Annotated in this window: 15 protein-coding genes; 2 read left to right on the forward strand and 13 right to left on the reverse strand. The window is 67.0% G+C overall.

Going from position 1 to position 20,780, the window contains the following annotated elements:
- Nucleotides 1–123: 123 nt before the first annotated feature.
- Nucleotides 124–2,772, forward strand: coding sequence for an aminopeptidase N (pepN, locus tag C7T96_RS09615; RefSeq protein ID WP_106571018.1), 2,649 nt, complete (start codon nucleotides 124–126; stop codon nucleotides 2,770–2,772).
- A 149-nt stretch (nucleotides 2,773–2,921) separates the two neighbouring features.
- Nucleotides 2,922–5,246 carry an ATP-binding protein gene (locus tag C7T96_RS09620; RefSeq protein ID WP_106571019.1) on the forward strand — a complete coding sequence of 775 codons (2,325 nt, stop codon included), beginning with the start codon at nucleotides 2,922–2,924 and terminating at the stop codon, nucleotides 5,244–5,246.
- A gap of 64 nt (nucleotides 5,247–5,310) precedes the next feature.
- On the opposite strand, the gene C7T96_RS09625 is transcribed toward C7T96_RS09620, so the two are convergent.
- The 13 genes from C7T96_RS09625 to C7T96_RS09685 form a co-directional block, all read right to left on the reverse strand.
- Nucleotides 5,311–5,784 carry an acid-shock protein gene (locus tag C7T96_RS09625; RefSeq protein WP_238720009.1) on the reverse strand — a complete coding sequence of 158 codons (474 nt, stop codon included), beginning with the start codon at nucleotides 5,782–5,784 and terminating at the stop codon, nucleotides 5,311–5,313.
- Nucleotides 5,785–5,845: 61 nt separating this feature from the next.
- On the reverse strand, nucleotides 5,846–8,812 hold the full coding sequence (locus C7T96_RS09630) for a bifunctional [glutamine synthetase] adenylyltransferase/[glutamine synthetase]-adenylyl-L-tyrosine phosphorylase (RefSeq protein ID WP_106571020.1): 2,967 nt from the start codon (nucleotides 8,810–8,812) through the stop codon (nucleotides 5,846–5,848).
- The gene (locus C7T96_RS09635) at nucleotides 8,809–10,248 is read right to left on the reverse strand and encodes an ATP-binding protein (RefSeq protein ID WP_106571021.1); all 1,440 of its coding nucleotides are present in this window, start codon (nucleotides 10,246–10,248) and stop codon (nucleotides 8,809–8,811) included. Before C7T96_RS09635 ends, C7T96_RS09630 begins: the two co-directional genes overlap by 4 nt.
- On the reverse strand, nucleotides 10,245–10,919 hold the full coding sequence (locus C7T96_RS09640) for a response regulator transcription factor (RefSeq protein ID WP_106571022.1): 675 nt from the start codon (nucleotides 10,917–10,919) through the stop codon (nucleotides 10,245–10,247). The genes C7T96_RS09635 and C7T96_RS09640 overlap by 4 nt, the downstream gene beginning before the upstream one ends.
- A 124-nt stretch (nucleotides 10,920–11,043) precedes the next feature.
- On the reverse strand, nucleotides 11,044–12,573 hold the full coding sequence (locus tag C7T96_RS09645; protein WP_106571023.1) for a Do family serine endopeptidase: 1,530 nt from the start codon (nucleotides 12,571–12,573) through the stop codon (nucleotides 11,044–11,046).
- 155 nt (nucleotides 12,574–12,728) lie between these two features.
- Nucleotides 12,729–13,964 carry a bifunctional alpha/beta hydrolase/OsmC family protein gene (locus C7T96_RS09650; RefSeq protein WP_106571024.1) on the reverse strand — a complete coding sequence of 412 codons (1,236 nt, stop codon included), beginning with the start codon at nucleotides 13,962–13,964 and terminating at the stop codon, nucleotides 12,729–12,731.
- A gap of 37 nt (nucleotides 13,965–14,001) precedes the next feature.
- Entirely contained in the window at nucleotides 14,002–14,481 is a 480-nt protein-coding gene (locus C7T96_RS09655) for a cytochrome c-type biogenesis protein (RefSeq protein ID WP_106571025.1), read from the reverse strand.
- Entirely contained in the window at nucleotides 14,478–16,460 is a 1,983-nt protein-coding gene (locus tag C7T96_RS09660; protein WP_106571412.1) for a heme lyase CcmF/NrfE family subunit, read from the reverse strand. The genes C7T96_RS09655 and C7T96_RS09660 overlap by 4 nt, the downstream gene beginning before the upstream one ends.
- Before the next feature lie 7 nt (nucleotides 16,461–16,467).
- Entirely contained in the window at nucleotides 16,468–16,908 is a 441-nt protein-coding gene (gene ccmE / locus C7T96_RS09665) for a cytochrome c maturation protein CcmE (protein ID WP_106571026.1), read from the reverse strand.
- 2 nt (nucleotides 16,909–16,910) lie between these two features.
- Nucleotides 16,911–18,038: a c-type cytochrome biogenesis protein CcmI gene (ccmI, locus tag C7T96_RS09670; RefSeq protein ID WP_106571027.1), complete on the reverse strand. Its 1,128-nt coding sequence runs from the start codon at nucleotides 18,036–18,038 to the stop codon at nucleotides 16,911–16,913.
- A 112-nt stretch (nucleotides 18,039–18,150) separates the two neighbouring features.
- Nucleotides 18,151–18,558 carry a hypothetical protein gene (locus C7T96_RS09675; protein ID WP_106571028.1) on the reverse strand — a complete coding sequence of 136 codons (408 nt, stop codon included), beginning with the start codon at nucleotides 18,556–18,558 and terminating at the stop codon, nucleotides 18,151–18,153.
- Between the two features lie 112 nt (nucleotides 18,559–18,670).
- Entirely contained in the window at nucleotides 18,671–20,038 is a 1,368-nt protein-coding gene (locus tag C7T96_RS09680; protein WP_106571029.1) for an ATP-binding protein, read from the reverse strand.
- 43 nt (nucleotides 20,039–20,081) lie between these two features.
- Nucleotides 20,082–20,747, reverse strand: a complete 666-nt coding sequence (locus C7T96_RS09685; RefSeq protein WP_106571030.1) for a response regulator transcription factor — start codon at nucleotides 20,745–20,747, stop codon at nucleotides 20,082–20,084.
- Nucleotides 20,748–20,780: the final 33 nt, after the last annotated feature.

Below are 20,780 nucleotides of genomic sequence, written 5' to 3' on the forward strand. Positions count from 1 at the left end.
GGTAAGCCACGCCTCAGTTTTGTCGAGCCGCCGTGTCGTGTAAAGGGCAGGCGAACGAATTTGTTGTGCCACGTCAGGTCGAAACCGGCAACGGCGGGGGCGCGCTCCAGGAAAGGTCGGCGCATGCGTTCGGATACCGGTCAGGTTTTTAAACTCGAGGACTACAGGCCCTGCGACTATCTTATCCCCGAGACCGACCTGACCTTCCGGCTCGACCCCGATCGGACGATCGTCGTCGCCCAATTGTCGATCGAACGGCGCGACGGCGCGCGAGCGGCCAAGACGCCGCTGGTGCTCGATGGCGACGGGCTTGAATTGGTCTCGCTCGAAATCGACGGGGCGCCGGTCTCCGGGGACGACTACACGGTTTCTCCAGACCGGCTGAGCCTGCATGCGCCGCCTGCGGCCCGCAGCTTCACGCTCACCGTCACGACCCGACTCGCACCGGCCGGCAACGAGGCGCTGATGGGGCTCTACCGCTCCAACGGCGTCTACTGCACGCAATGCGAGGCCGAGGGGTTTCGCCGCATCACCTATTTCCTCGACCGGCCGGACATCCTGTCGGTCTACACGGTGCGCATCGAGGCGGATCGCGGGTCGGCGCCCCTGCTTTTGTCCAACGGCAATCCGGGCGAAACCGGCCCCCTGCCCGACGGCCGCCATTTCGCCGTCTGGCACGATCCCTTTCCCAAGCCGTCCTATCTGTTCGCCCTGGTCGCCGGCGACCTCGCGGTCGTCAAGGACCGCTTCGTCACGCGCTCGGGCCGGCCGGTCGAGCTCGGCATCTATGTCGAGCACGGCAAGCAAGGCCGCACCGCCTATGCCATGGACGCACTGAAACGCTCGATGATCTGGGACGAGACGGTGTTCGGGCGCGAATACGATCTCGACGTGTTCAACATCGTCGCCGTATCCGACTTCAACATGGGCGCGATGGAGAACAAGGGCCTCAACATCTTCAACGACAAATATGTGCTTGCCGACGAAGACACCGCCACCGACGCCGACTTCGCCAATATCGAGGCGATCATCGCGCACGAATACTTCCACAACTGGACGGGAAACCGCATCACGTGCCGCGACTGGTTCCAGCTCTGCCTGAAGGAGGGGCTAACCGTCTATCGCGACCACGAATTCTCCGCCGACCAGCGCTCGCGCGCGGTCAAGCGCATCGCCGAGGTGCGGCTTCTGAAAGGGCATCAATTTCCCGAGGACCAGGGGCCGCTGGCCCATCCGGTGCGCCCGCGCCGCTATCGCGAGATCAACAATTTCTACACCGCGACCGTCTACGAAAAAGGGTCGGAAGTCGTGCGCATGATCCGCACCGTCGTCGGCGCGGAAACGTTCCGGCAGGGCATGGATCTCTATTTCGAGCGCCATGACGGCGAGGCGGCGACGGTGGAGGATTTCGTCAGGGCGTTCGAGGACGTCTCCGGCCAGGACCTGTCGCAATTCTTCCTGTGGTACCAGCAGGCCGGCACGCCCAACGTCACCGCCAAGGCCAGCTATTCGGCCGCCGACAAGGAACTGGTGCTGGAGATCGAGCAGTCGGTTCCGCCGACGCCGGGCGAGAGCCGCAAGCGCCTGATGCATATCCCGCTGGCCTTCGGCCTGGTCGGGCCGGACGGCGCGGATATGGGCTGGGATCACGTCGAGGGGGCGACCGTCAAGGACGGCGTCATCCATTTGCGCAAACGCAAGCACAGGCTGCGGTTCGGGGGAATCGCGAAACGGCCGCGGCTGTCCCTCAATCGGGGCTTTTCGGCGCCGGTGACGCTGTCGGTCGAGGAAAAACGCGCCGACCGGCTGTTTCTGGCGCGCCACGACGGCGATCTCTATGGGCGCTGGCAGGCGCTCAACACGCTGCTGGTCGATACGCTGATCCGCAGCGCGCGCCATATCCGCGGCGGCCGCGACGCCGTGCTGCCGGAGGATCTGGTGGCGTTGTGCGGCGATATCGCCGCAGACGACGCGCTGGAGCCGGCCTATCGGGCGCTAGCGCTGACATTGCCCAGCGAAGCCGACATTGCGCGCGAGATGGGCAGCAATATCGACCCCGACGCGATCCTGGCGGCACGGACCCTGCTGGTGCAAGCGATCGCACACGCGCATGGCGCCGACTTCGAGGCGCTGCACGCTGAGATGTCGCAGGCCGGACCGTTCAGCCCCGACGCCGAAAGCGCAGGACGCAGGGCGCTGAAGAACGTGCTGCTCGACTATCTGGCGGCCCGCGGTGCCGACGCCGCGCCGGCGGCGCAACACTATGCCGGGGCCACCAACATGACCGACCGGGCGGCCGCGCTCGCCGTGCTCGTCAACCGCCACGCCGGCAGCGCCGAAACGATGCAGGCGCTGGCGGATTTCGAGCGCAGCTATCGCGACGATCCGCTGGTGCTCGACAAATGGTTCCAGATCCAGGCGGCCGCGCCCGGGCCGGAAACGCTCGAAGCGGTGCGCGCGCTTGCCGCTCACCCCGCCTTCTCGGTCGCCAACCCGAATCGGCTGCGCGCCCTGGTCGGAACCTTTTCCAGCGCCAACCAGACCGGATTTCATCGCGCCGACGGCGAAGGTTACCGTTTCTTCGGCGACATCATCCTCGCGGTCGACCGCAAGAACCCGCAGGTCGCGGCGCGGCTGGCAACGGCGCTGCGATCCTGGCGGTCCTTGGAACCGGAGCGCAAGGCCGTGGCGCGCGAGGCGCTGCTGCGTCTGGCCTCTGCCGACGGGCTGTCGGTCGATCTGCGCGACATCGTCGAGCGGACACTCGCCTGAGCGCGCGAATCGCCCGGCCGAAAACCTTAAAATTTTACGAATTTCGCCTCCCGGCTCTGGACAAGGCGAATCGCGTTTGATTCTTTAATAGCGATTCGGGCGTGCGGCGTAGCCGGATCTTTTCGGGGACATTGAGAGGCGAGAAGCCTATGGCGGAGACGGACGCGCGTAGCGCGCCCGAGGCGGATATTTTTGCGCGGCGAACGGGGCGCCGTCGACCGATGCGCGGACTTTCGGGAAACGCGCGCATCATCGCGGCCCCCGCCTATGAACGGCTGATCGCCGCCGAGCCCTATCTGCGTCGTTCGATCCCTACCCTCATCATTGTCTTTCTCGTCATCGTGGCAGCGGCGCGGGCGACGTCGCTGATGTCGTGGCGCGAGGATATCGAGCGCACCGCGCACATGACGCTCGGCCTGGGCGCGGCCCAGATCGCCAGCGCCGTGGAGGCTGCCCGACACGACCCGCAGCCGCACGGACCGAGCCAGGCCTTTCTGGAGCGCTCGGCGCCGCTTGCGGCGCTGCGCAACCAGCACGCGCTGCTGATCACCGACGGACGCTTCCAGGTGGTGGCCGCGACACCGGAACTGCTGTCGTGGACGGGACAGTCGCTGGAAGAGCTGATTTCGGCCGGCCAGCCGCTGTTTCTGTTCGGCGAGCGGGCGGGCGTGATGCCGGTGACGATCGGCGGCGAGCCGTGGCTTGCCACCGTCAGGCTGCTTGCCGACAATCGCGGCGCCACCGCCGCGCTGTTGCCGCGCGAGACGATGCTGGCCGAATGGCGCCGCGCCGTGTCGCTGAACGTTACCTTGTTCGTGATCACGTCGGGCGTGCTGATCGTCGTGCTTTACGCCTATTTCAGCCAGGCCGCCCGCGCCCAGGCCGCCGACCGCATCTACAACGAAGCGCACCAGCGCATCGACCTGGCGCTGGTGCGCGGACGTTGCGGATTGTGGGACTGGGACATGGGCCGCGGCAAGATGTACTGGTCGCGCTCGATGTACGACATGCTCGGCTACGAGCCGTGCGAGGACATGCTGTCCTTCGGCGACGTCGCCGGGATCATCCACGCCGACGACGGCGACCTGTTCGGCATTGCAAACCGCATCGTCTCGCGCGAAGTCGACCAGATCGACCAGATCTTCCGCATGCGCCACGCCAAGGGCCATTGGGTCTGGATGCGGGCGCGCGCCCAGGTGATCGACCCCGATTCCGCCGACGTCCACCTGATCGGCATCGCCGTCGACGTCACCGAGCAGCACAATCTGGCACGCCAGTCCGAACAGGCCGACATGCGGCTGCGCACCGCCATCGAAAGCATATCCGAATCCTTCGTGCTGTGGGATCCGAACGACAGGCTGGTGATGTGCAACACCAAATTCCAGGAGCAGATGGGCCTGTCGGCCTCGCAGGTGGTCTCGGGCACGTCGCGCCCCAATCTCGAGGCAAGCATGAACGGCTACGCCTTCGAGCGCAAACTGGCGAGCCCGCAGGGGCGCGGCGGCGGGGCGACCTACGAGCGGCAACTGGCCGACGGGCGCTGGCTGCAGGTCAACCAGCTTCCCACCAAGGACGGCGGCACGGTCTCGGTCGGCGCCGACATCACACAGTTGAAGCTGCACCAGGAAAAGCTGGTGGAAAGCGAGCGCCGGCTGATGGCGACGATCCACGATTTGAGCCTCGCCCGCCGGGCGGAGGAAGAACGTGCCCGCGAGCTGGTCGACCTCAACCGGAAATATATGCGCGAAACCGAGCGCGCCGAGGCCGCCAACCGGGCGAAATCGGAATTCCTGGCCAACATGTCGCACGAGCTGCGCACGCCGCTCAATGCCATCATCGGCTTTTCGGAACTGATGCAGTCGAGCCTGTTCGGACCGCTCGGCTCGGAGCGCTACGAAGAATATACCCGCGACATTCACGCCAGCGGCAACTACCTGCTGGGCGTGATCAACGACATTTTGGACATGTCCAAGATCGAGGCCGGTCAGTTCTCGCTGCAGCGCGAGGAGATCGAACTGGCCGCCTTGATGTCGGAGGCGGTGCGGGTGATTTCGGTTCAGGCCTCGGAAAAGGCGATCGAGATCGAGACCAATATCGCCCAGGCCACGACGCTTCACGCCGACCGCAGGGCCGTCAAGCAGATCGCGCTCAACCTGCTGTCCAACGCGGTCAAGTTCACCGGCGAAGGCGGACGCATCAGCGTGCGGGCGCGCAAGGCCGGCGGCGCGCTGGTGCTGTCGATCGAGGACAATGGCTGCGGCATCCCGCGCGACGCGCTGAAAAAGCTCGGGCGCCCGTTCGAACAGGTCGAAAACCAGTTTTCCAAGAGCCATCGCGGCTCGGGGCTCGGCCTGGCGATCTCGCGCTCGCTCACCGAAATGCACGGCGGTTCGCTGAAGATCAAATCGACCCAGGGCCGGGGCACGATCGTATCGGTGCGCATACCGGTCGCGGAACTGAAGATGGCGGCGTGAGGCCGCCGGTGGCGGGGGCCACGGCAATGCCCGGGAGTCGGGGGGCTCCCGGGCATTCTCTTGGCTACTGCGGGCGGTGCCGGCGGTGATGGCCCTTGCCGCGCCGCGGCATCTCGGACCGGTCGATCACGCCGTCATCGTTACGGTCGAGAAGCGCGAACATCTTGCGTTGACGATTTTCGATCTCGTCCGCCGTCAGCGCGCCGTCGCCATTGACGTCGAAACGCCGGATCAGGCGCCGTGCCTGGCGTTCGGCGCGGATGCGCACGATCTCGTCGGCGATTTCGCCGACCGTCATCTGGCCGTCGCCATCCGCATCGGCATTGGCGAGCCTGGCGTCGATCGTGGCGGCATATTCCTCGAAGGTGAGGTCGCCGCTCCGATCGGCGTCGGCGCGTTCCAGGCGCATGCCGTGGCCGTGGCCGCCCTTCCAGCCCTGCCGCATGTCGTCGTCCTGGGCCTGGACCTGGGCGGTGGCGGCGCCGAGCAGGCCGGCCAAAGCCAGGAAGGTCATCGCCGCATTGGTTCTCGTCTTCATCGTTTGCTCCTTTGGGTGGTCGCCCCCGTTGCGAACGGAGCATGGCCGTGCATCCCGGCTTTCAGCCATGCGTCCCACGAAACAGCGCGTCGAAATGGGTGCGAACGCGCCGTGACGTCTCTTCGATATGCGCCTCCAATATCTTCAGTTCGGGCAGATCGGTGTTGCGCAGCATCAGATCGGCCAAACCCGGCGGCATGTCGTCCGGTTCGATCTCGCCGGTCAGGCAAAGCCGCGTCACCTGGGTCAGCCCCATGAACAGGGCAAACGCCTCGACCAGCTCGTCGCGCATTTGCGGTGCGCAGAAATCCGGCGCCAGGCGTGCAAGCAGGTCCGCGGTCGCCGTCGAGCGCTCGCCGGCCAATCCGCCGGTCAGCACGGCCGTCTGGGCGATGAATTCGAGGTCGATCAGACCGCCGGGAACGAGCTTCAGGTCCCACAGGCCGCGCGGCGGCTTTTCGTCCTCGATCAGCGCGCGCATATCGCGGGCGTCGCCGAACACCTTCTGCCTGTCGCTCGGCATCGCGAGCAGCGCCTCGACTTCCGCCGCCACCGCCTCGCCAAAACCGGGATCGCCGGCCACGACGCGCGCGCGGGTCAGCGCCATGCGCTCCCAGGTCCAGGCGTCCTTGCGCTGATAGTTGCGGAACGCGTCGATATGGGTGGCGACCGGGCCCTTGTTGCCGGACGGCCGCAGGCGCAGATCGAGCTCGTAGAGCACGCCCTCGGCCGTCGGCGCGGAGACGGCGGCGATCAGCCGTTGCGTGAAACGGGCGAAATAGTGCGACGGCGCGAGCGGCCTGGCGCCGGAGGAATCCTCGGCCTTCTCGTCATGGTCGTAAAGCAGGATCAAATCGACATCCGAGCCCGCGGTCAATTCGCGGCTGCCGAGCTTACCCATGCCCAATATGGCGACGCGGCCGCCGGAAACCGTGCCGTGGCGGCTGGCGAATTCGGCCGAGACCGCGTCGAGCGCGGCACCGATCGTCAGATCGGCGAGATCGGAGAACGCCTTGCCGGCGCGGGTCGCGTCGATCGCGCCGGTCAAAAGCCGCATGCCGATCAAGAATTTCTGTTCGGCGGCGAAAATGCGCAGCCGGTCGAGCGTCTCCTCATAGGCGACCGCGCCCGCCAGAAAGGCGTCGAGCCGGGCGGCCAGATAGGCCTTGTTGGGCAGTTCAGACAACAAGCCGGGATCGAGCAGGCCGTCGAAGACGTGCGGACGGCGGGTGATGATGGCGGCCAGACGCGGCGCGGCGCCCATGATGGTGGCGAGCAGCCGCAACAAGCCGGGATTGGACTGCAGCAGCGAGAAAAGCTGGATGCCGGCCGGCAGGCCGCGCATGAACTCGTCGAAGCGCAGGATCGCCTCGTCGGCCCGCCTGGTGGCGCCGAAGGCCTCCAGCAGCGCCGGCGTCAGCTCGGTCAGCCTTTCGCGCGCTTCGGCCGACTGGGTGGCGCGATAGCGGCCGAAATGCCAGGTGCGGATGACGCGGCAAATGTCGCTCGGCCGTTCGAAGCCCAGATTGCTCAGCGTCTCGAGCGTGCCGGGATCGTCGACATCGCCGGTGAAGACCAGGTTGCCGACGCCGCTGGACAGTTGGGGGGCGCTTTCGAACAGCGCGGCATAATGATCTTCCACATCCTTGAGCGCGGCCCGGAACGCCTGCGAAAAATCCCCGATGGAGGCGAAGCCGCGCAGCCGCGCAACCCGCTCGAGCCCGCCGTCGTCCTCCGGCAGCGTATGGGTCTGTTCGTCGGTCATCATCTGCAGCGCGTGTTCGATGTCGCGCAGGAACCAGTAGCGCGCCGACAGCGTGTCGCGCGCCTCGTCCGAGATCCAGCCCCGTTCGGCCAGACAGGCGAGCATCGGCACCGTTTCGCGTCCGCGCAGTTCCGGAAACCGGCCGCCGGCGATCAGTTGCTGGGTCTGGACGAAAAACTCGATCTCGCGGATGCCGCCGCGGCCGAGCTTGACGTTGTGGCCGCGCACGGCGATCTCGCCGTGCCCCTTGTGAGCATGGATCTGGCGTTTGATCGAATGGACGTCGGCGATCGCGGCGTAGTCCATATATTTGCGCCAGACATAGGGCGTCAGCTCCTTGAGCACATGCGCCGCCACCTTGCGGTCGCCGGCGACCGGGCGCGCCTTGATCATGGCCGCGCGTTCCCAGTTCTGCCCGCGGCTTTCGTAATAGTTGAGCGCCGCCTCGACCGGAATGGCGAGCGGGGTCGAGCCGGGATCGGGCCGCAGGCGCAGATCGGTGCGGAAGACGTAGCCGTGCTCGGTGCGGTCCTGCAGGATACGCACCAACCGGCGCGTCAGCCGTGAAAACAGGTTCGTCGCCTCATAAGGGTCGCCGACCGCCGGCGCCTCGGGGTCGAAAAACGCGATCAGGTCGATGTCGGAGGAAAAGTTGAGCTCGTGCGCGCCGAGCTTGCCCATGCCTAGCAGCACCCAGCCCGAGCCGGTTTCGGGATCGTCCGGGTCGGGCAGAGCGAGCTTGCCCTTGTCGTGCGCCTCGCGCAGCAGGAAGCGGACCGCCGCGCCAATCGCAGCGTCGGCCAGGCGGCTCAACCGCATGACCGTTGTGCGGGTATCGCAGGCGCCGGCAATGTCGCACAGCGCGATCAAAAAATGCGCCTCGGCCTTCAGCCGGCGCAACTGCGCCATCAGGCCGGCCTCGGTCGCATCGCCGCCGCATGCGAGGTTTTCGATCTCGCCGAACAGGGTTTCGAGCCTTGCATCCGCCTGCTGCTCGAACAGGCGCTCCAGGATCGCCGGGTCGCGCCGGGCGACGTCGCGCAAATAGGGCGACAGGGCGAACACACCCGCCAGAAAGGCGGCGAGCGGCGTATCGGAGCCGGCAAGCGCGGCCAGTCGCGGCAGATCGGCCTCGCGCGCGGATTCGCCGAGCGCTTCGAGCTGCTCGGCTGCCTCTTCGGCCGACGGTGCGTTGATCGCACGCGCCGGCGCGCCGAACCAGGCGCGGCCGTCGTCGCGCGGTCTGTCGCCGGCGGCACTCACGATGCCGCGCCCGCGGCGGGAAAGATCATCGCCACTTTCAGGCCGGGATCGGCATCGGCGAGCTCGAGCCGCCCGCGATGAAAGGTCATGACGGCACGGGCCAGGCTCAGCCCAAGGCCGGAACCCGGCTGGGAGCGGCTCGCCTCGAGGCGCACGAACCGCTCGGTGGCGCGCTTGCGGTCGCCGGCGGGAATGCCCGGGCCGTTATCTGCGATCACGATGCGCACCTCCCCTTCGGTTTTCTCCAGCGCGATCGACACGGCCGGCGCCGTGGCGTGCCCCGCACAATACTTGATCGCGTTGTCGACCACGTTTGACAAGGCCTGGGCGACGAGCTCGCGATTGGCCGTCACGGTCTGCGGCCCGGCGATCCGGGTTTTGAGCGCGACGCCGCGTTCCTCGGCGACCGGCTCGTAGAGTTCGGCCACGTCGGCGATGATGCCGGCGAGATCGATCCGGTCGGTCGATTCGGCCGAATAGCCGGCCTCCAGCCGCGAAATCATCAAGATGGCGTTGAAGGTGCGAATGAGCTGGTCCGATTCGGCGATCGCCGCCTCCAGCGCCTCGCGCAGCGCGGCCTTGTCCTTGGAGCCGGCCAGGGCGGATTCGGCGCGCTGGCGCAGCCTGGTCAGCGGCGTCTTCAGGTCGTGGGCGATGTTGTCGGAGACCTGTTTCAGCCCCTCGTTGAGGGCCGAGATGCGCGTCAGCATGGCGTTGAGATTGTCGGAGAGCCGGTCGAATTCGTCCCCGGCCGCGCTGACCGGCAGCCGGCCGGAAAGGTCGCCGCCCATGATGCGCTGGCTCGCCGCGGAAATACTGTCGATGCGGCGCAGCGCGGCGCGGCCGACGAAAAACCAGATCACGAAGGCGCCGATGCCCATGAAGGCGAGCGCGAGGATCAGCGCGCGCTGGACCACCCGGCGGAAGCGCTCCGGCTCGCCGAGATCGCGGCCGACGAGCAGGATCATGCGGTTGGGCAGGCGGATGACCAGCGCCATGGCGGTATGCGCCAGACGTCCGCGCGCGGTCTCGGGCGCCGGCGCGCGCTGGCCAAGCCCGTTGTCGCCGTAGCGCTCATAGGCGAAGGGGCGCTGGGTCCAGCCTTCCAGCTCGAGCACGCCCGGCTGCAGGCTTTCGACATTGCCAGACAGGATGCGGCCATTGGGATCGGCGATCAGATAGAGATTGGCGCCGGGCTGGCGCGCGCGCTGCTCGACAACACGCACGAGCCGGGGAATGCCGCCGCGCTCGTAGGCGCGTGCCAGATTGCGCGCCTCCTCCTGGATGGTTTCCTGGTTCTGGGCGGCGATGATGCGCACGGAGATCGAGGTCATGTAAATGACCAGAAGCACCGCGCAGGCGCCGAACAAAAGCAGATAGAGCGCGGAAAGCCGCGCGGCCGTCGTCTTCATGATGGCCGGCAGCCGCATCGTCAGCCGGCTTTCAGCATGTAGCCGGCGCCGCGCACCGTGTGCAGGAGCGGCTTGTCGAAGCCCTTTTCGATCTTGCCGCGCAAGCGCGACACGTGCACATCGATGACATTGGTCTGGGGATCGAAATGATAATCCCAGACATTTTCCAGAAGCATGGTGCGGGTCACCACCTGGCCGGCGTGACGCATCAGATATTCCAGCAGCCGGAATTCGCGCGGCTGCAGGGCGATCTCGCGGCCGGCGCGGCGCACCGTGTGCGACAGCCGGTCGAGCTCGAGGTCGCCGGCCCGGTAGACGGTTTCCACGTCGCCGGCGCCGGCACGCCGGTTGAGCACCTCGATGCGGGCCAGAAGCTCGGACAGGGCAAACGGCTTGGTGAGATAGTCGTCGCCGCCGGCCTTGAGGCCGGTCACGCGGTCGTCGACCTCGCCGAGCGCGGACAGGATCAGGACAGGCATGCGTTGCCCGCGCGCCCGCAGGCCGGCCACCACCGACAGGCCGTCGCGGCGCGGCAGCATGCGGTCGACGATCAACACGTCGTAGTCGCCGCCGTCGGCGAGCGTAAAACCGGTTTCGCCGTCGCCGGCCACATGCGTGGTGTGGCCGGCCTCGTTCAGGGCCCGCTCCAGATAATCGGCCGCCTCGCGGTCGTCCTCGATCAGCAGAATCTTCATGGCGGCCTTATACGACACAAGTCTTGCAACGCGCACCGGGCCGCGGCGAGGCGGCCCGGTGCCTTGAACCGTCTTTGGCGGGCGCCGCGGCCAAAAGCCCGGACGCCCGGCTTGGTCTACCCCGTCAGCCGCGGGCGACCGGCAGGGCGACGAAACGGTTGGTGTCGTCGCGCTGCAACTGGAACAGCACCGCCTTGCGCCCGGCGCGCGAGGCCTCCGCCACCGCTTTTTCGACGGCGTCGGCGCTGTCGACGGGTACGGAATTCACCGCCACCACGATATCGCCGGAGCGGATGCCGCGATCGGCGGCGGCGCTGCCCGGCTCGACCGCGGTCACGACCACGCCCTCGCCGCTGTCGGCGGCAGTGACGGTCAGGCCGAAATTCTCCAGAAGATCGCCTTCGGACTGCTCGTCGGTCTGCAGGGCGGCCTGCTTTTCCACGCCCGGCATCTCGGTCAGCTCGACCGCGATCTTCTGGCTCTCGCCATTGCGCCACACCGTGATCTCGGTCTTGGTGCCGGGCGTCATGCCGCCGATCAGGCGGGCGAGTTCGCGCGGCGAGGCCACCTCCTTGCCGTCGACGTCGACAATCACGTCGCCCGGCTTGATGCCGGCGGCGAACGCCGGGCCGTCGGATTGCGGTTCGGTGACCAGCGCGCCCTTGTTTTCGGCCAGGCCGAGCGATTCGGCGATATCGTCGGTAACCGGCTGGATCTGGACACCGAGCCAGCCGCGATCGACCGTGCCATCTTCGATCAGTTCCTTGACGACCTCGTTGGCGATCGAGGCGGGAATGGCGAAGGCAATGCCGACATTGCCGCCCGAGGGCGAGAAGATGGCGGTGTTGATGCCGACCACCTCGCCGTTCAGATTGAAGGCCGGACCGCCGGAATTGCCGCGATTGACGGCAGCGTCGATCTGGATGAAGTCGTCATAGGGGCCGGCGCCGATGTCGCGGCCGCGCGCGGAGACGATGCCGGCGGTGACCGTGCCGCCGAGACCGAACGGGTTGCCCACGGCCACCACCCAGTCGCCGACCCGCACCTTGGCGTCGTCGGCAAAGGCCACATAGGTGAATTTGCGCTCCTCAGCGACCTTGAGCACGGCCAAGTCGGTGCGCGGATCGGTGCCGATCAGGGTCGCGTCGATTTCCGTCCCGTCATCCATCATCACCGTGAATTCGGAACCGCCGTCCACGACATGGTTGTTCGTGACGAGATAGCCGTCTTCGCTGATGAAAAAGCCGGAGCCCTGGGAGACGGGCCGGGCGCGTCCGCGTCCTTCGGGGCGGCCGCCGCGCGGCCCGGGCCCGAAGAACCGGTCGCCGCGGAACTCGCGGAAGAAACGCTTCAGCGGGTGACCGTCCGGCAGGTCGTCGAAGCCCGGCCCGCCGAAAAACGAGCCTGGACCGCGATCGTTCGCCGGCTGCAGCTTCGCCTTGACCCGAACGCTGACGACGGCCGGCGAGACGCGCTCAACGATGTCGGCAAATCCGGGCGCGGCGGGCGCGTCGACCCTGACCGCCTCGGCCAGGACGGGCTGGGTGCCGGAGGTGATGGCGGTAAAGCCGACCGCCGAGGCGACCGCGACGGAGGCGACCGCAGCCAGGAGCCGCTTGCTGGTTCGGGAGGCAGTGTTTTGCGGTGAAGTCATGGTATGCTGTTTCCTTTCGGATCCACGTTCACGATGAACTCTTCTGGACCCGACAGGTAGTTGGCATCACATTACGGCACCATTTCCGTCGCATGAAAATTTGGTAATGTTGACAAGGCGCGGCCTCGCCGTCCGGCCGGGTCACGTCCTTGCCGTCACGCGCCCGTGCGGACGACCGTCTTGACCTTGGCGCGCGCCTCCAGCGTGCGGTGGACGGGGCATTTGTTGGCGATCTCCTCGATCTTGTCCGCCAGCGCCTCGGGCACCGCGCCGTCGACGGTGATCACCCGTTCGAAGCGGTCGATCTTGCCGCCGTTGGAGCGTTCCTTGTCGCTGCATTCCTCGCAGTCGCGCGCATGCACCTTGGCATGGGACACGTCGACGCTGACCCGGCCGAGTTCGAGCTTCTTGAAATCGGCATACATGCGCAGCGTCATGGAGGTGCAGGCGCCAAGCGCCATCGACAGGAAATCATACGGCGACGGGCCCGTGTCCAGGCCGCCGACGCTTTCGGGCTCGTCGGCGAACAGGCGGTGGCGGCCGGCCTGGACGGCGTTCTGGAACTTGCCGGCGCCGGTTTCCGTCACCCGCACATGCTCGACATTCTCCGTCCCCTGGGGCGTGTCGCGGCGCATATAGCGGCCGGCCCAGCCGACGATCACCTGGGCGGCAAACTCGGCGTCGTCGGGATTGGTGAGCAGATGATCGGCCTTGTCGAGCGACACGAAGCTCTTGGGATGCTTGGCGCTGGTGAAGATCGTCGTGGCGTTTTCGATACCGACGACGGCATCGACGGGCGAGTGCAGCACGAGCAGCGGCTTTTTCATGCGCGCGATCGCGTCGGCCAGATGGGTCGCGCGAACGTCGTCGACGAATTTCTTGCCGATGCGGAAGCTGCGCCCGGCCAGCGTCACGTCGGCCTCGCCCCTGGCCTCGATCTCCGACAGGCTGGAGCCGAAATTCTTCAGCACGTGGCCGGTGTCGGCCGGGGCGCCAATGGTGACCACGGCCTTGGCTTCGGGCACGTCCTTGGCGACCGCCAGCACGGCAGCGCCGCCGAGCGAATGACCGATCAACAGCGACGGCGCCTCGTAGCGCTCGCGCAGAAATGCGGCCGCCGACAAAATGTCGGCGACGTTGGAGGAAAAATCGGTCGAGGCGAATTCGCCCTCCGACGAGCCCAGCCCGGTGAAGTCGAAACGCAGCACCGCCACCCCGGAACGCGACAGTTCGGAAGCGAGCCGGCGCACGGCGACCAGATCCTTGGAACAGGTGAAGCAGTGGGCAAACAGCGCATAGGCGCGCACCGGCCCGCTCGGCGTATCGAGGCGCGCCGACAGCTTGGCACCCGAATGGCCCTCGAAATCCACGCGCACGATCGTTTCCTTCATGGCACTCCTCTTTGCCCGAACCAGTCGCCGGGCCGGCTCAGTCCGTGTCGCGCGACTTGCGCAGGATGGCGTCGAGTTTCTTCCGCTCCTCCGCGCTCAGCGGAAGCGGACCGGATCGCTTGGCACGACTGTTGAGGAAGATGAACATGCCGCCGACGACAAGCAGCACAGCCGGCGTCGCCCACAGCGCGGCATTGCGCAGGCTGAAGCGCGGCCTGAGCAGGACGAACTCGCCGTAGCGTGCGACCACGAAGTCGATCACCTCCTCGTCGCTGTCGCCGGCAACCAGACGCTCGCGCACCAAAACGCGCAGATCCTTGGCAAGTTCGGCGTTCGAATCGTCGATCGACTGGTTCTGGCACACCAGGCAGCGCAGATTGACCGACAGCGCGCGCGCGCGCTCCTCCAGTGCCGGATCGTCGAGCACCTCGTCGGGCTCGACGGCCAAGGCGGGGATGGCCCATGCCCAGGCCAGGACCAACAGCCCGGCGGCCAGATGGCGCGCCGTCGGCCTCATGGAGCGGCGGCCGCCGGCTCGGCCTTCCTGGGACGCGCCGGCGCGCCGACGCGCAGGCGCCGGTCGGCCAGCGACAGGGTTCCGCCTATCATCATCACCAGCGCGCCGAGCCAGATCAGCGTCACCAGCGGCTTCCACCAGATCCGCACCACGACGCCGCCATCATCGGTTTCGTCGCCGAGCGAGACGTAGAGCTGGCTCAGACCCAGCGTCTCGATACCGGCCTCCGTGGTCGGCATCCGGCGCGCCGTGTAGAGCCGTTTCGACGACATGATGGTGGCGATCCGGTCGCCGTCGGCGTTGAAGACCGGGAAGATGCCCTGGTCTTCGGTGTAATTCGGGCCGCGATGCGGGCTGAGCGCCTCGAAGCGCAGCGTATAATCGGCCACGTCGACGGTCTCGCCGGGCTTCATGGTCAGGATCGTTTCGGTCTGCAGGGTGACGACGGCGACCACGCCGAGCGTCGACAGGCCAAGTCCGAGATGGGCGAGCGCCGTGCCGTGGGCCGAGCGCGGCAGGCCGACGAGCCGGCGCAGCGCCGTTCTCGGCGTCACCTTGCCGATGCCCGCGCGCAGCGCAAGGTCGGTCAGCGCGCCGAAGACCAGCCAGAAGGCAAGGCCGATGCCGAGCGCGGCCAGCGCGGCGTTCCTGTCGAGAAACAGCAGCGCCAGGATGCCGGCGAGCGCGGCGAGCGCGAACGCCACAGTCAGGCGCTGCGCCGCGGCAAACAGGTCGCCGCGCTTCCACGCCAGAAGCGGGCCGAACGGCACGGCGACGAGAAGCACGGCAAAGACCGGGCCGAAGGTCAGGTTGAAAAACGGTTCGCCGACCGAGATCTTGTCGCCCGTCACCGCCTCGATGGCGAGCGGGTAGAGCGTGCCGACCAGCACCGTGGCGGTGGCCGTGCTCAAAAACAGATTGTTGAGCACCAGCGCGCCCTCGCGCGAGATCGGATGGAAAAGCCCGCCCGGGGCGAGCGACTGTGAACGCCAGGCAAACAGCGCCAGCGCCCCCCCGATGAAAAACACCAGGATCGCCAGGATGAAAACGCCGCGGCTCGGATCGCTGGCGAAGGCGTGCACGGATGTCAGCACGCCAGAGCGCACCAGGAAGGTGCCGAGCAAGGACAGCGAAAAGGTGAGAATGGACAGAAGAAGCGTCCATATCTTCAGCGCGCCGCGTTTTTCCATCACGATCGCCGAATGCAGCAGCGCCGTGCCGGCCAGCCATGGCATGAAGGAGGCGTTCTCGACCGGATCCCAGAACCAGAAACCGCCCCAGCCGAGCTCGTAATAGGCCCAGAACGAGCCCATGGCGATGCCGCCGGTCAGAAAGACCCAGGCGACCAGCGTCCACGGCCGCACCCAGCGCGCCCAGGCCGCGTCGATGCGTCCCTCGATCAGCGCGGCGACGGCGAAGGAAAAACAGACCGAAAAGCCGACATAGCCCAGGTAAAGCAGCGGTGGGTGGATGGCGAGCCCGATATCCTGCAGGATCGGGTTGAGATCGCGCCCCTCGATCGGCGCCGGATTGAGCCGGGCAAACGGGTTCGAGGTCATCAGGATGAACAGGAAAAACGCCGCGCCGACCATGCCCTGCACCGACAACACGGTGGCCTGCAGGGTTGCGGGCAAATTGCGCCCGAACGCGGCGACCAGGGCGCCGAACAGGGTCAGGATCAGCACCCACAACAGCATGGAGCCCTCGTGATTGCCCCATGTGCCGGTGACCTTGTAGAGCATCGGCTTTTGCGAGTGCGAGTTCTCGAACACGTTGACGACCGAAAAATCCGACAGCACGTAGGCCATGACCAGGGCCGCGAAGGCCAGTGTCGTCATCGCGAAGCAGGTGATGGCGACCGGCCGTCCGGTGGCCATCAGCCGGGCGTCGCCGGTCCGCGCGCCGACGAGCGGCAGCACCACCTGGGCCAGCGACAGCGCGAAAGCCAGCACGAGGGCGAAATGTCCGGTCTCGATCATCATGGCGCTACTCCTGGGCGTGCTGCCAGACGCCTTGTTCCTTCAGGCTGTCGGCGACTTCCTTCGGCATGTAGTTTTCGTCGTGTTTGGCCAAAACGCTGTCGGCCACGAACGTGCCGCCGGCATCGAACGTGCCTTCGGTGACCACGCCCTGCCCTTCGCGAAACAGGTCCGGCAACAGGCCGACATAGACCACAGGCACCCGGTTCTCGGTATCGGCAACGGCGAAGGAGACCTGGCTGCCCTGGCCGCGCACCACCGAGCCGTCCTCGACCAGGCCGCCGAGGCGCACACGCTGGCCGGGCGGCACCGCCGCGTTCGCGATGTCGGCGGGCATGTAGAAATAGGAGGTCTTTTGCCCGAGCGCATAAAAGGTCAGCGCCGTCGCCGCGCCGAGAAAACCCAGCGCGCCGGCGATGATCGACAATCTCTTCTGCTTGCGTGTCATGCTCACTCCACCGCGCCGAGGCCGAGCGTTCCGGCAAAGTCGCGCAATTCCTGTCCGGCCTCGCTGTCGGCCCCCAGGGCCTTGAGACCGCGTTCGAGCGCCTGGCGCGCGTCGTCCTTGCGGCCGAGCACGCTGTAGGAGCGCACCAGCCGGCGCCAGCCATCCGCATCGGCGGGGTTGTCGCGCAGACGCTCGTCCAGGCTCGCCACCATGGTCTCGATCATGGCCGCGCGATCTTCGGCATTCATCTGCGCCGCCGCCGCGACATCGTCGCTGGACGGCCCGCCGGCCACCGGAGCGCCGAGTTCGGCCTGCGCGCGCGCCAGCGCCTGGCCGACCACGCCGCGCCAAGGCGAGGCTTGCGGCAGGTCGCCCATCAGCGCCGTCAGGCCGGCGACAGCCTCTTCCAGGCGGCCCTCCTGGGCCTGCGCCGTGGCGAGGTAGAACCGTGCCTTGGGATTGTCGTTGCCGCCTGCCTCAAGCGCGCGACGGAACGCCTCGGCGGACTCTTTGGTGACGATGCCGCCGGCTTCGGCGAACAGCGCCTCGCCCAGTCCAGTCTCGCGGGCCGCGTCGCTGCCCAGAAGCCGGATCGCGTTGCGATAGGCAATCACCGCGTCTTCGGGTCGGTTCAGGCGCAGATAGATCGGGGCGAGCACGTTCCAGCCGCGACCGTCCTCGGGGTTGGCGCGAATATGGCCTTCGGCCCGCGCCACCAATTCGTCGAGCGTGTTGTCGCGCGGGTCCTTTTCCAGGCGCTGGGCGAGCGGCTGGGCCGGCAGGTCGGGCGAGCCGATCGTGGCGTACACGCCCCAGCTCAAAAGCGGAACGCCAAGCACCGCGCCGGCGGCGACGATCGGCAAGAAACGGGAGGCGCGCGCGCTGCCCTCCGTGCCGGCGGCCTCGAGCTTGATCATCCTGCGGCCGATCTCCGCGCGCGCTTCCTCGGCCTCGCTCTCGCCGATCAGGCCGCGCTGCCGGTCGCGCTCGATCTCGGCGAGCTGGTCGCGATACACTTCAAGGTCGTGGGCGGAGGCCGGCACATGGGTCTGCGGACGGCGGGCAAGCGGCAGCAGGACCGCGAGCGAGGCGGCGATCGTCAGCAACGCGAGAAAAAGCCAGAACACCATGTCCAATCACATAGACCCGCCGGCCTGTTCTGCCAATCGCCACGGCATGCGGCGATTTGGCCCTGAGACGCCCCGACGCCGATCCCGGAACGGTTCGCCCGCGGCGAACCGGCTAGGTCAGAGGCGTCCAGCTTCCGTCCTCGTTGCGACAAGCGGTACCGCGCGCCTCGCGCGTGCCGGACCCGCCGGTCACCGCATGCCTGTACTGGCGGCAGTCCTGACTGCCGACACGATAGGGCTGGGCCGCGACCACTTCGCCCGACCATGCCCCGCCCTCGCTTTTCCAGGTCACAGGCTTGCCGCCCGGCGTGTGCTCGAGCGCGGTGTACTCGGCCTGTAGCGCGAGCCGCCGGTCGCGCGAATTCAAGTCCTTGCCGAGTTCGCGGCCGATCAGACCGCCATCCATCGCCTTTTCGATCGACGCGGTCGACTGCAGCCCGGGCGTCACCCGCCCAAGCGAGGTGGTGGTGCATCCTGACAGCAAGGCGCAGGCAAGCGCAAGCAAGAGATTCGGTCTCATGGGCCGGCCTGCATTCCCTTTTCGGATGGTGGCGAGGGCGATCGATTCCGCGTACCGGTCAGTTTTGGCCGAAATTTGGCGCCGCATCAATCACGCCGCGTCAACATTGTCGTCAACTGGCCTGGCGAAGCACGATTGCGACCCGCAGGCCGCCCAGTTGCGCGCGCTCGAGCGCGATGGTGCCGCCATATTCGCCGACGAGATCGGCGACGATGGCCAGACCGAGCCCGGTGCCGGGTTTGCTTTCGTCGAGCCGGCGGCCGCGTTTGAGCGCCTCGCGCGCCTTGTCCGGCGGAATGCCTGGCCCGTCATCCTCGATCGAAATCTCGAAATTTTCGCGGTTGTCCGCGCCTGCCATCAGGGACACGCGGACCCGCGACTTGGCCCATTTCACGGCATTTTCCAGGAGATTGCCCAAAATCTCCTCCAGGTCCTCGCGTTCGCCGGCAAACACGATCTCCTCGGCCGGAAAGCTGCTCTCGACGGCCACCGCCGGATTGAGCTTGCGGAAAACCCGCACCAGTCGGTCCACGATGTCGCGTGTCGGGGTGCGAAAGACAACGCTGTCGCGCTGGGCGGCGATGCGCGCGCGCTTGAGGTAATGCTCGACCTGTTCCTGCATCGAGGCGGCCTGCTCGACGATCAGGTCGCCCTTCTGCCCGCCCATCGAGCGTCCCTCGTTGAGCAGCACGGCAACCGGTGTCTTCAGCGAATGGGCCAGATTGCCGACCTGGGTGCGGGCGCGTTCCAGAATGCGGCGGTTGTTTTCGATCAGCGCGTTGGTCTCGTTGGCCAGCGGCTCGATTTCGGAGGGGAAGCGCCCGTCGAGCTTCGTGGCGGTGCCTTCGCGCACCTGGGCGAGTGCGTTGCGCACCTGGTCGAGCGGACGCAAGCCGAACAGGATCGCCAGCGCGTTGATGGCGATCATGCCGGCACCGAAAACCGCGAGATAGGTGTAGATCTGTCGCTCGAACTGGCTGATCTGCTGTTCGAGTTCGCTGCGATTGCCCATCACGCGGAAGCGGGCGACGCGGTTTTGCGCGTCGAGGATAAAATCGTTTTCCAGAACGTCGATGCGCTCGCCGCCGGGACCCGTCGTCTCGTAGCGGCGCTGGAATTCGCTGTCGAAGGGAACTTCCGCCACCGGCGGCGCCGGGATCGGGCGGGTCATGGAAGGCGAGCGAAAGCCGCCGCCAAGCCCGGGCGACACCGGTTCGACGGCCCAGTACCAGCCGGATTCCGGCTGGGTAAATTTGAGGTCGTACAGTTCCGGCGCCCCTCGCAGGCTGCCGTCTTCGGCAACGCTGACGGCGGTGACGACGCTGTAGAGATGGGCCGTCAGAAGCCCGCGGAAGCCGCGCTCCTCGGCATCGCGGTAAAGCGCGGAGATCAGCGTCGCGATGACGACGAGCGCGGCGATGGCCCAAACGGTGGAGTAGGTGACGACGCGAAGGGAAAGCGAGCGCGGCCCGAACCTCATCCTCCGTGCCCGGCCCGCTGTCCGCTCCCGACCGGGCACGCGCTCATGCGGCGGGCCCGTGCATGCGGTAGCCCATGCCGCGCACGGTCTCGATCAGATCGTTGCCGATCTTCTTGCGCAAGCGGCCGACGAACACCTCGACCGTATTGGAATCGCGATCGAAATCCTGATCGTAGAGATGCTCGACCAGTTCCGTGCGCGACACCACCTCGCCCATATGATGCATCAGATAGGCGAGCAGGCGGAATTCGTGCGAGGTCAGCTTTACGGGCGTCCCGTCGAGGTCGACCTTCGAGGTCTTGGTGTCGAGCCTGAGGCCGCCGCACACGAGTTCGGTGGTGGCATGGCCGGCGGCGCGCCGGATCAGCGCGCGCACCCGTGCCAACACCTCCTCGATATGGAAGGGTTTGGCGACATAATCGTCGGCGCCGGCATCGATGCCGGCGACCTTGTCGCTCCAGCGGTCGCGCGCCGTGAGCATCAGAACCGGCATTTTCTTGCCGTCGCGCCGCCATTGCTCGATGACGCTGAGACCGTCCATTTCCGGCAGGCCGATATCCAGAATGACGGCGTCGTAGGGCTCGGTGTCGCCGAGAAAGTGCCCCTCCTCGCCATCATAGGCCGTGTCGACGACGTAGCCCGCCTCGGCGAGGGCGTCGCTGATTTGTCGGTTGAGATTCTTGTCGTCCTCGACAACGAGTATGCGCATCAGGTCCTCGACGCCATCGATTGTGCCCGGACC

The sequence above is a fragment of the Nitratireductor sp. StC3 genome, assembly GCF_003015025.1.
GTDB classification, from domain to species: domain Bacteria; phylum Pseudomonadota; class Alphaproteobacteria; order Rhizobiales; family Rhizobiaceae; genus Mangrovimarina; species Mangrovimarina alexandrii.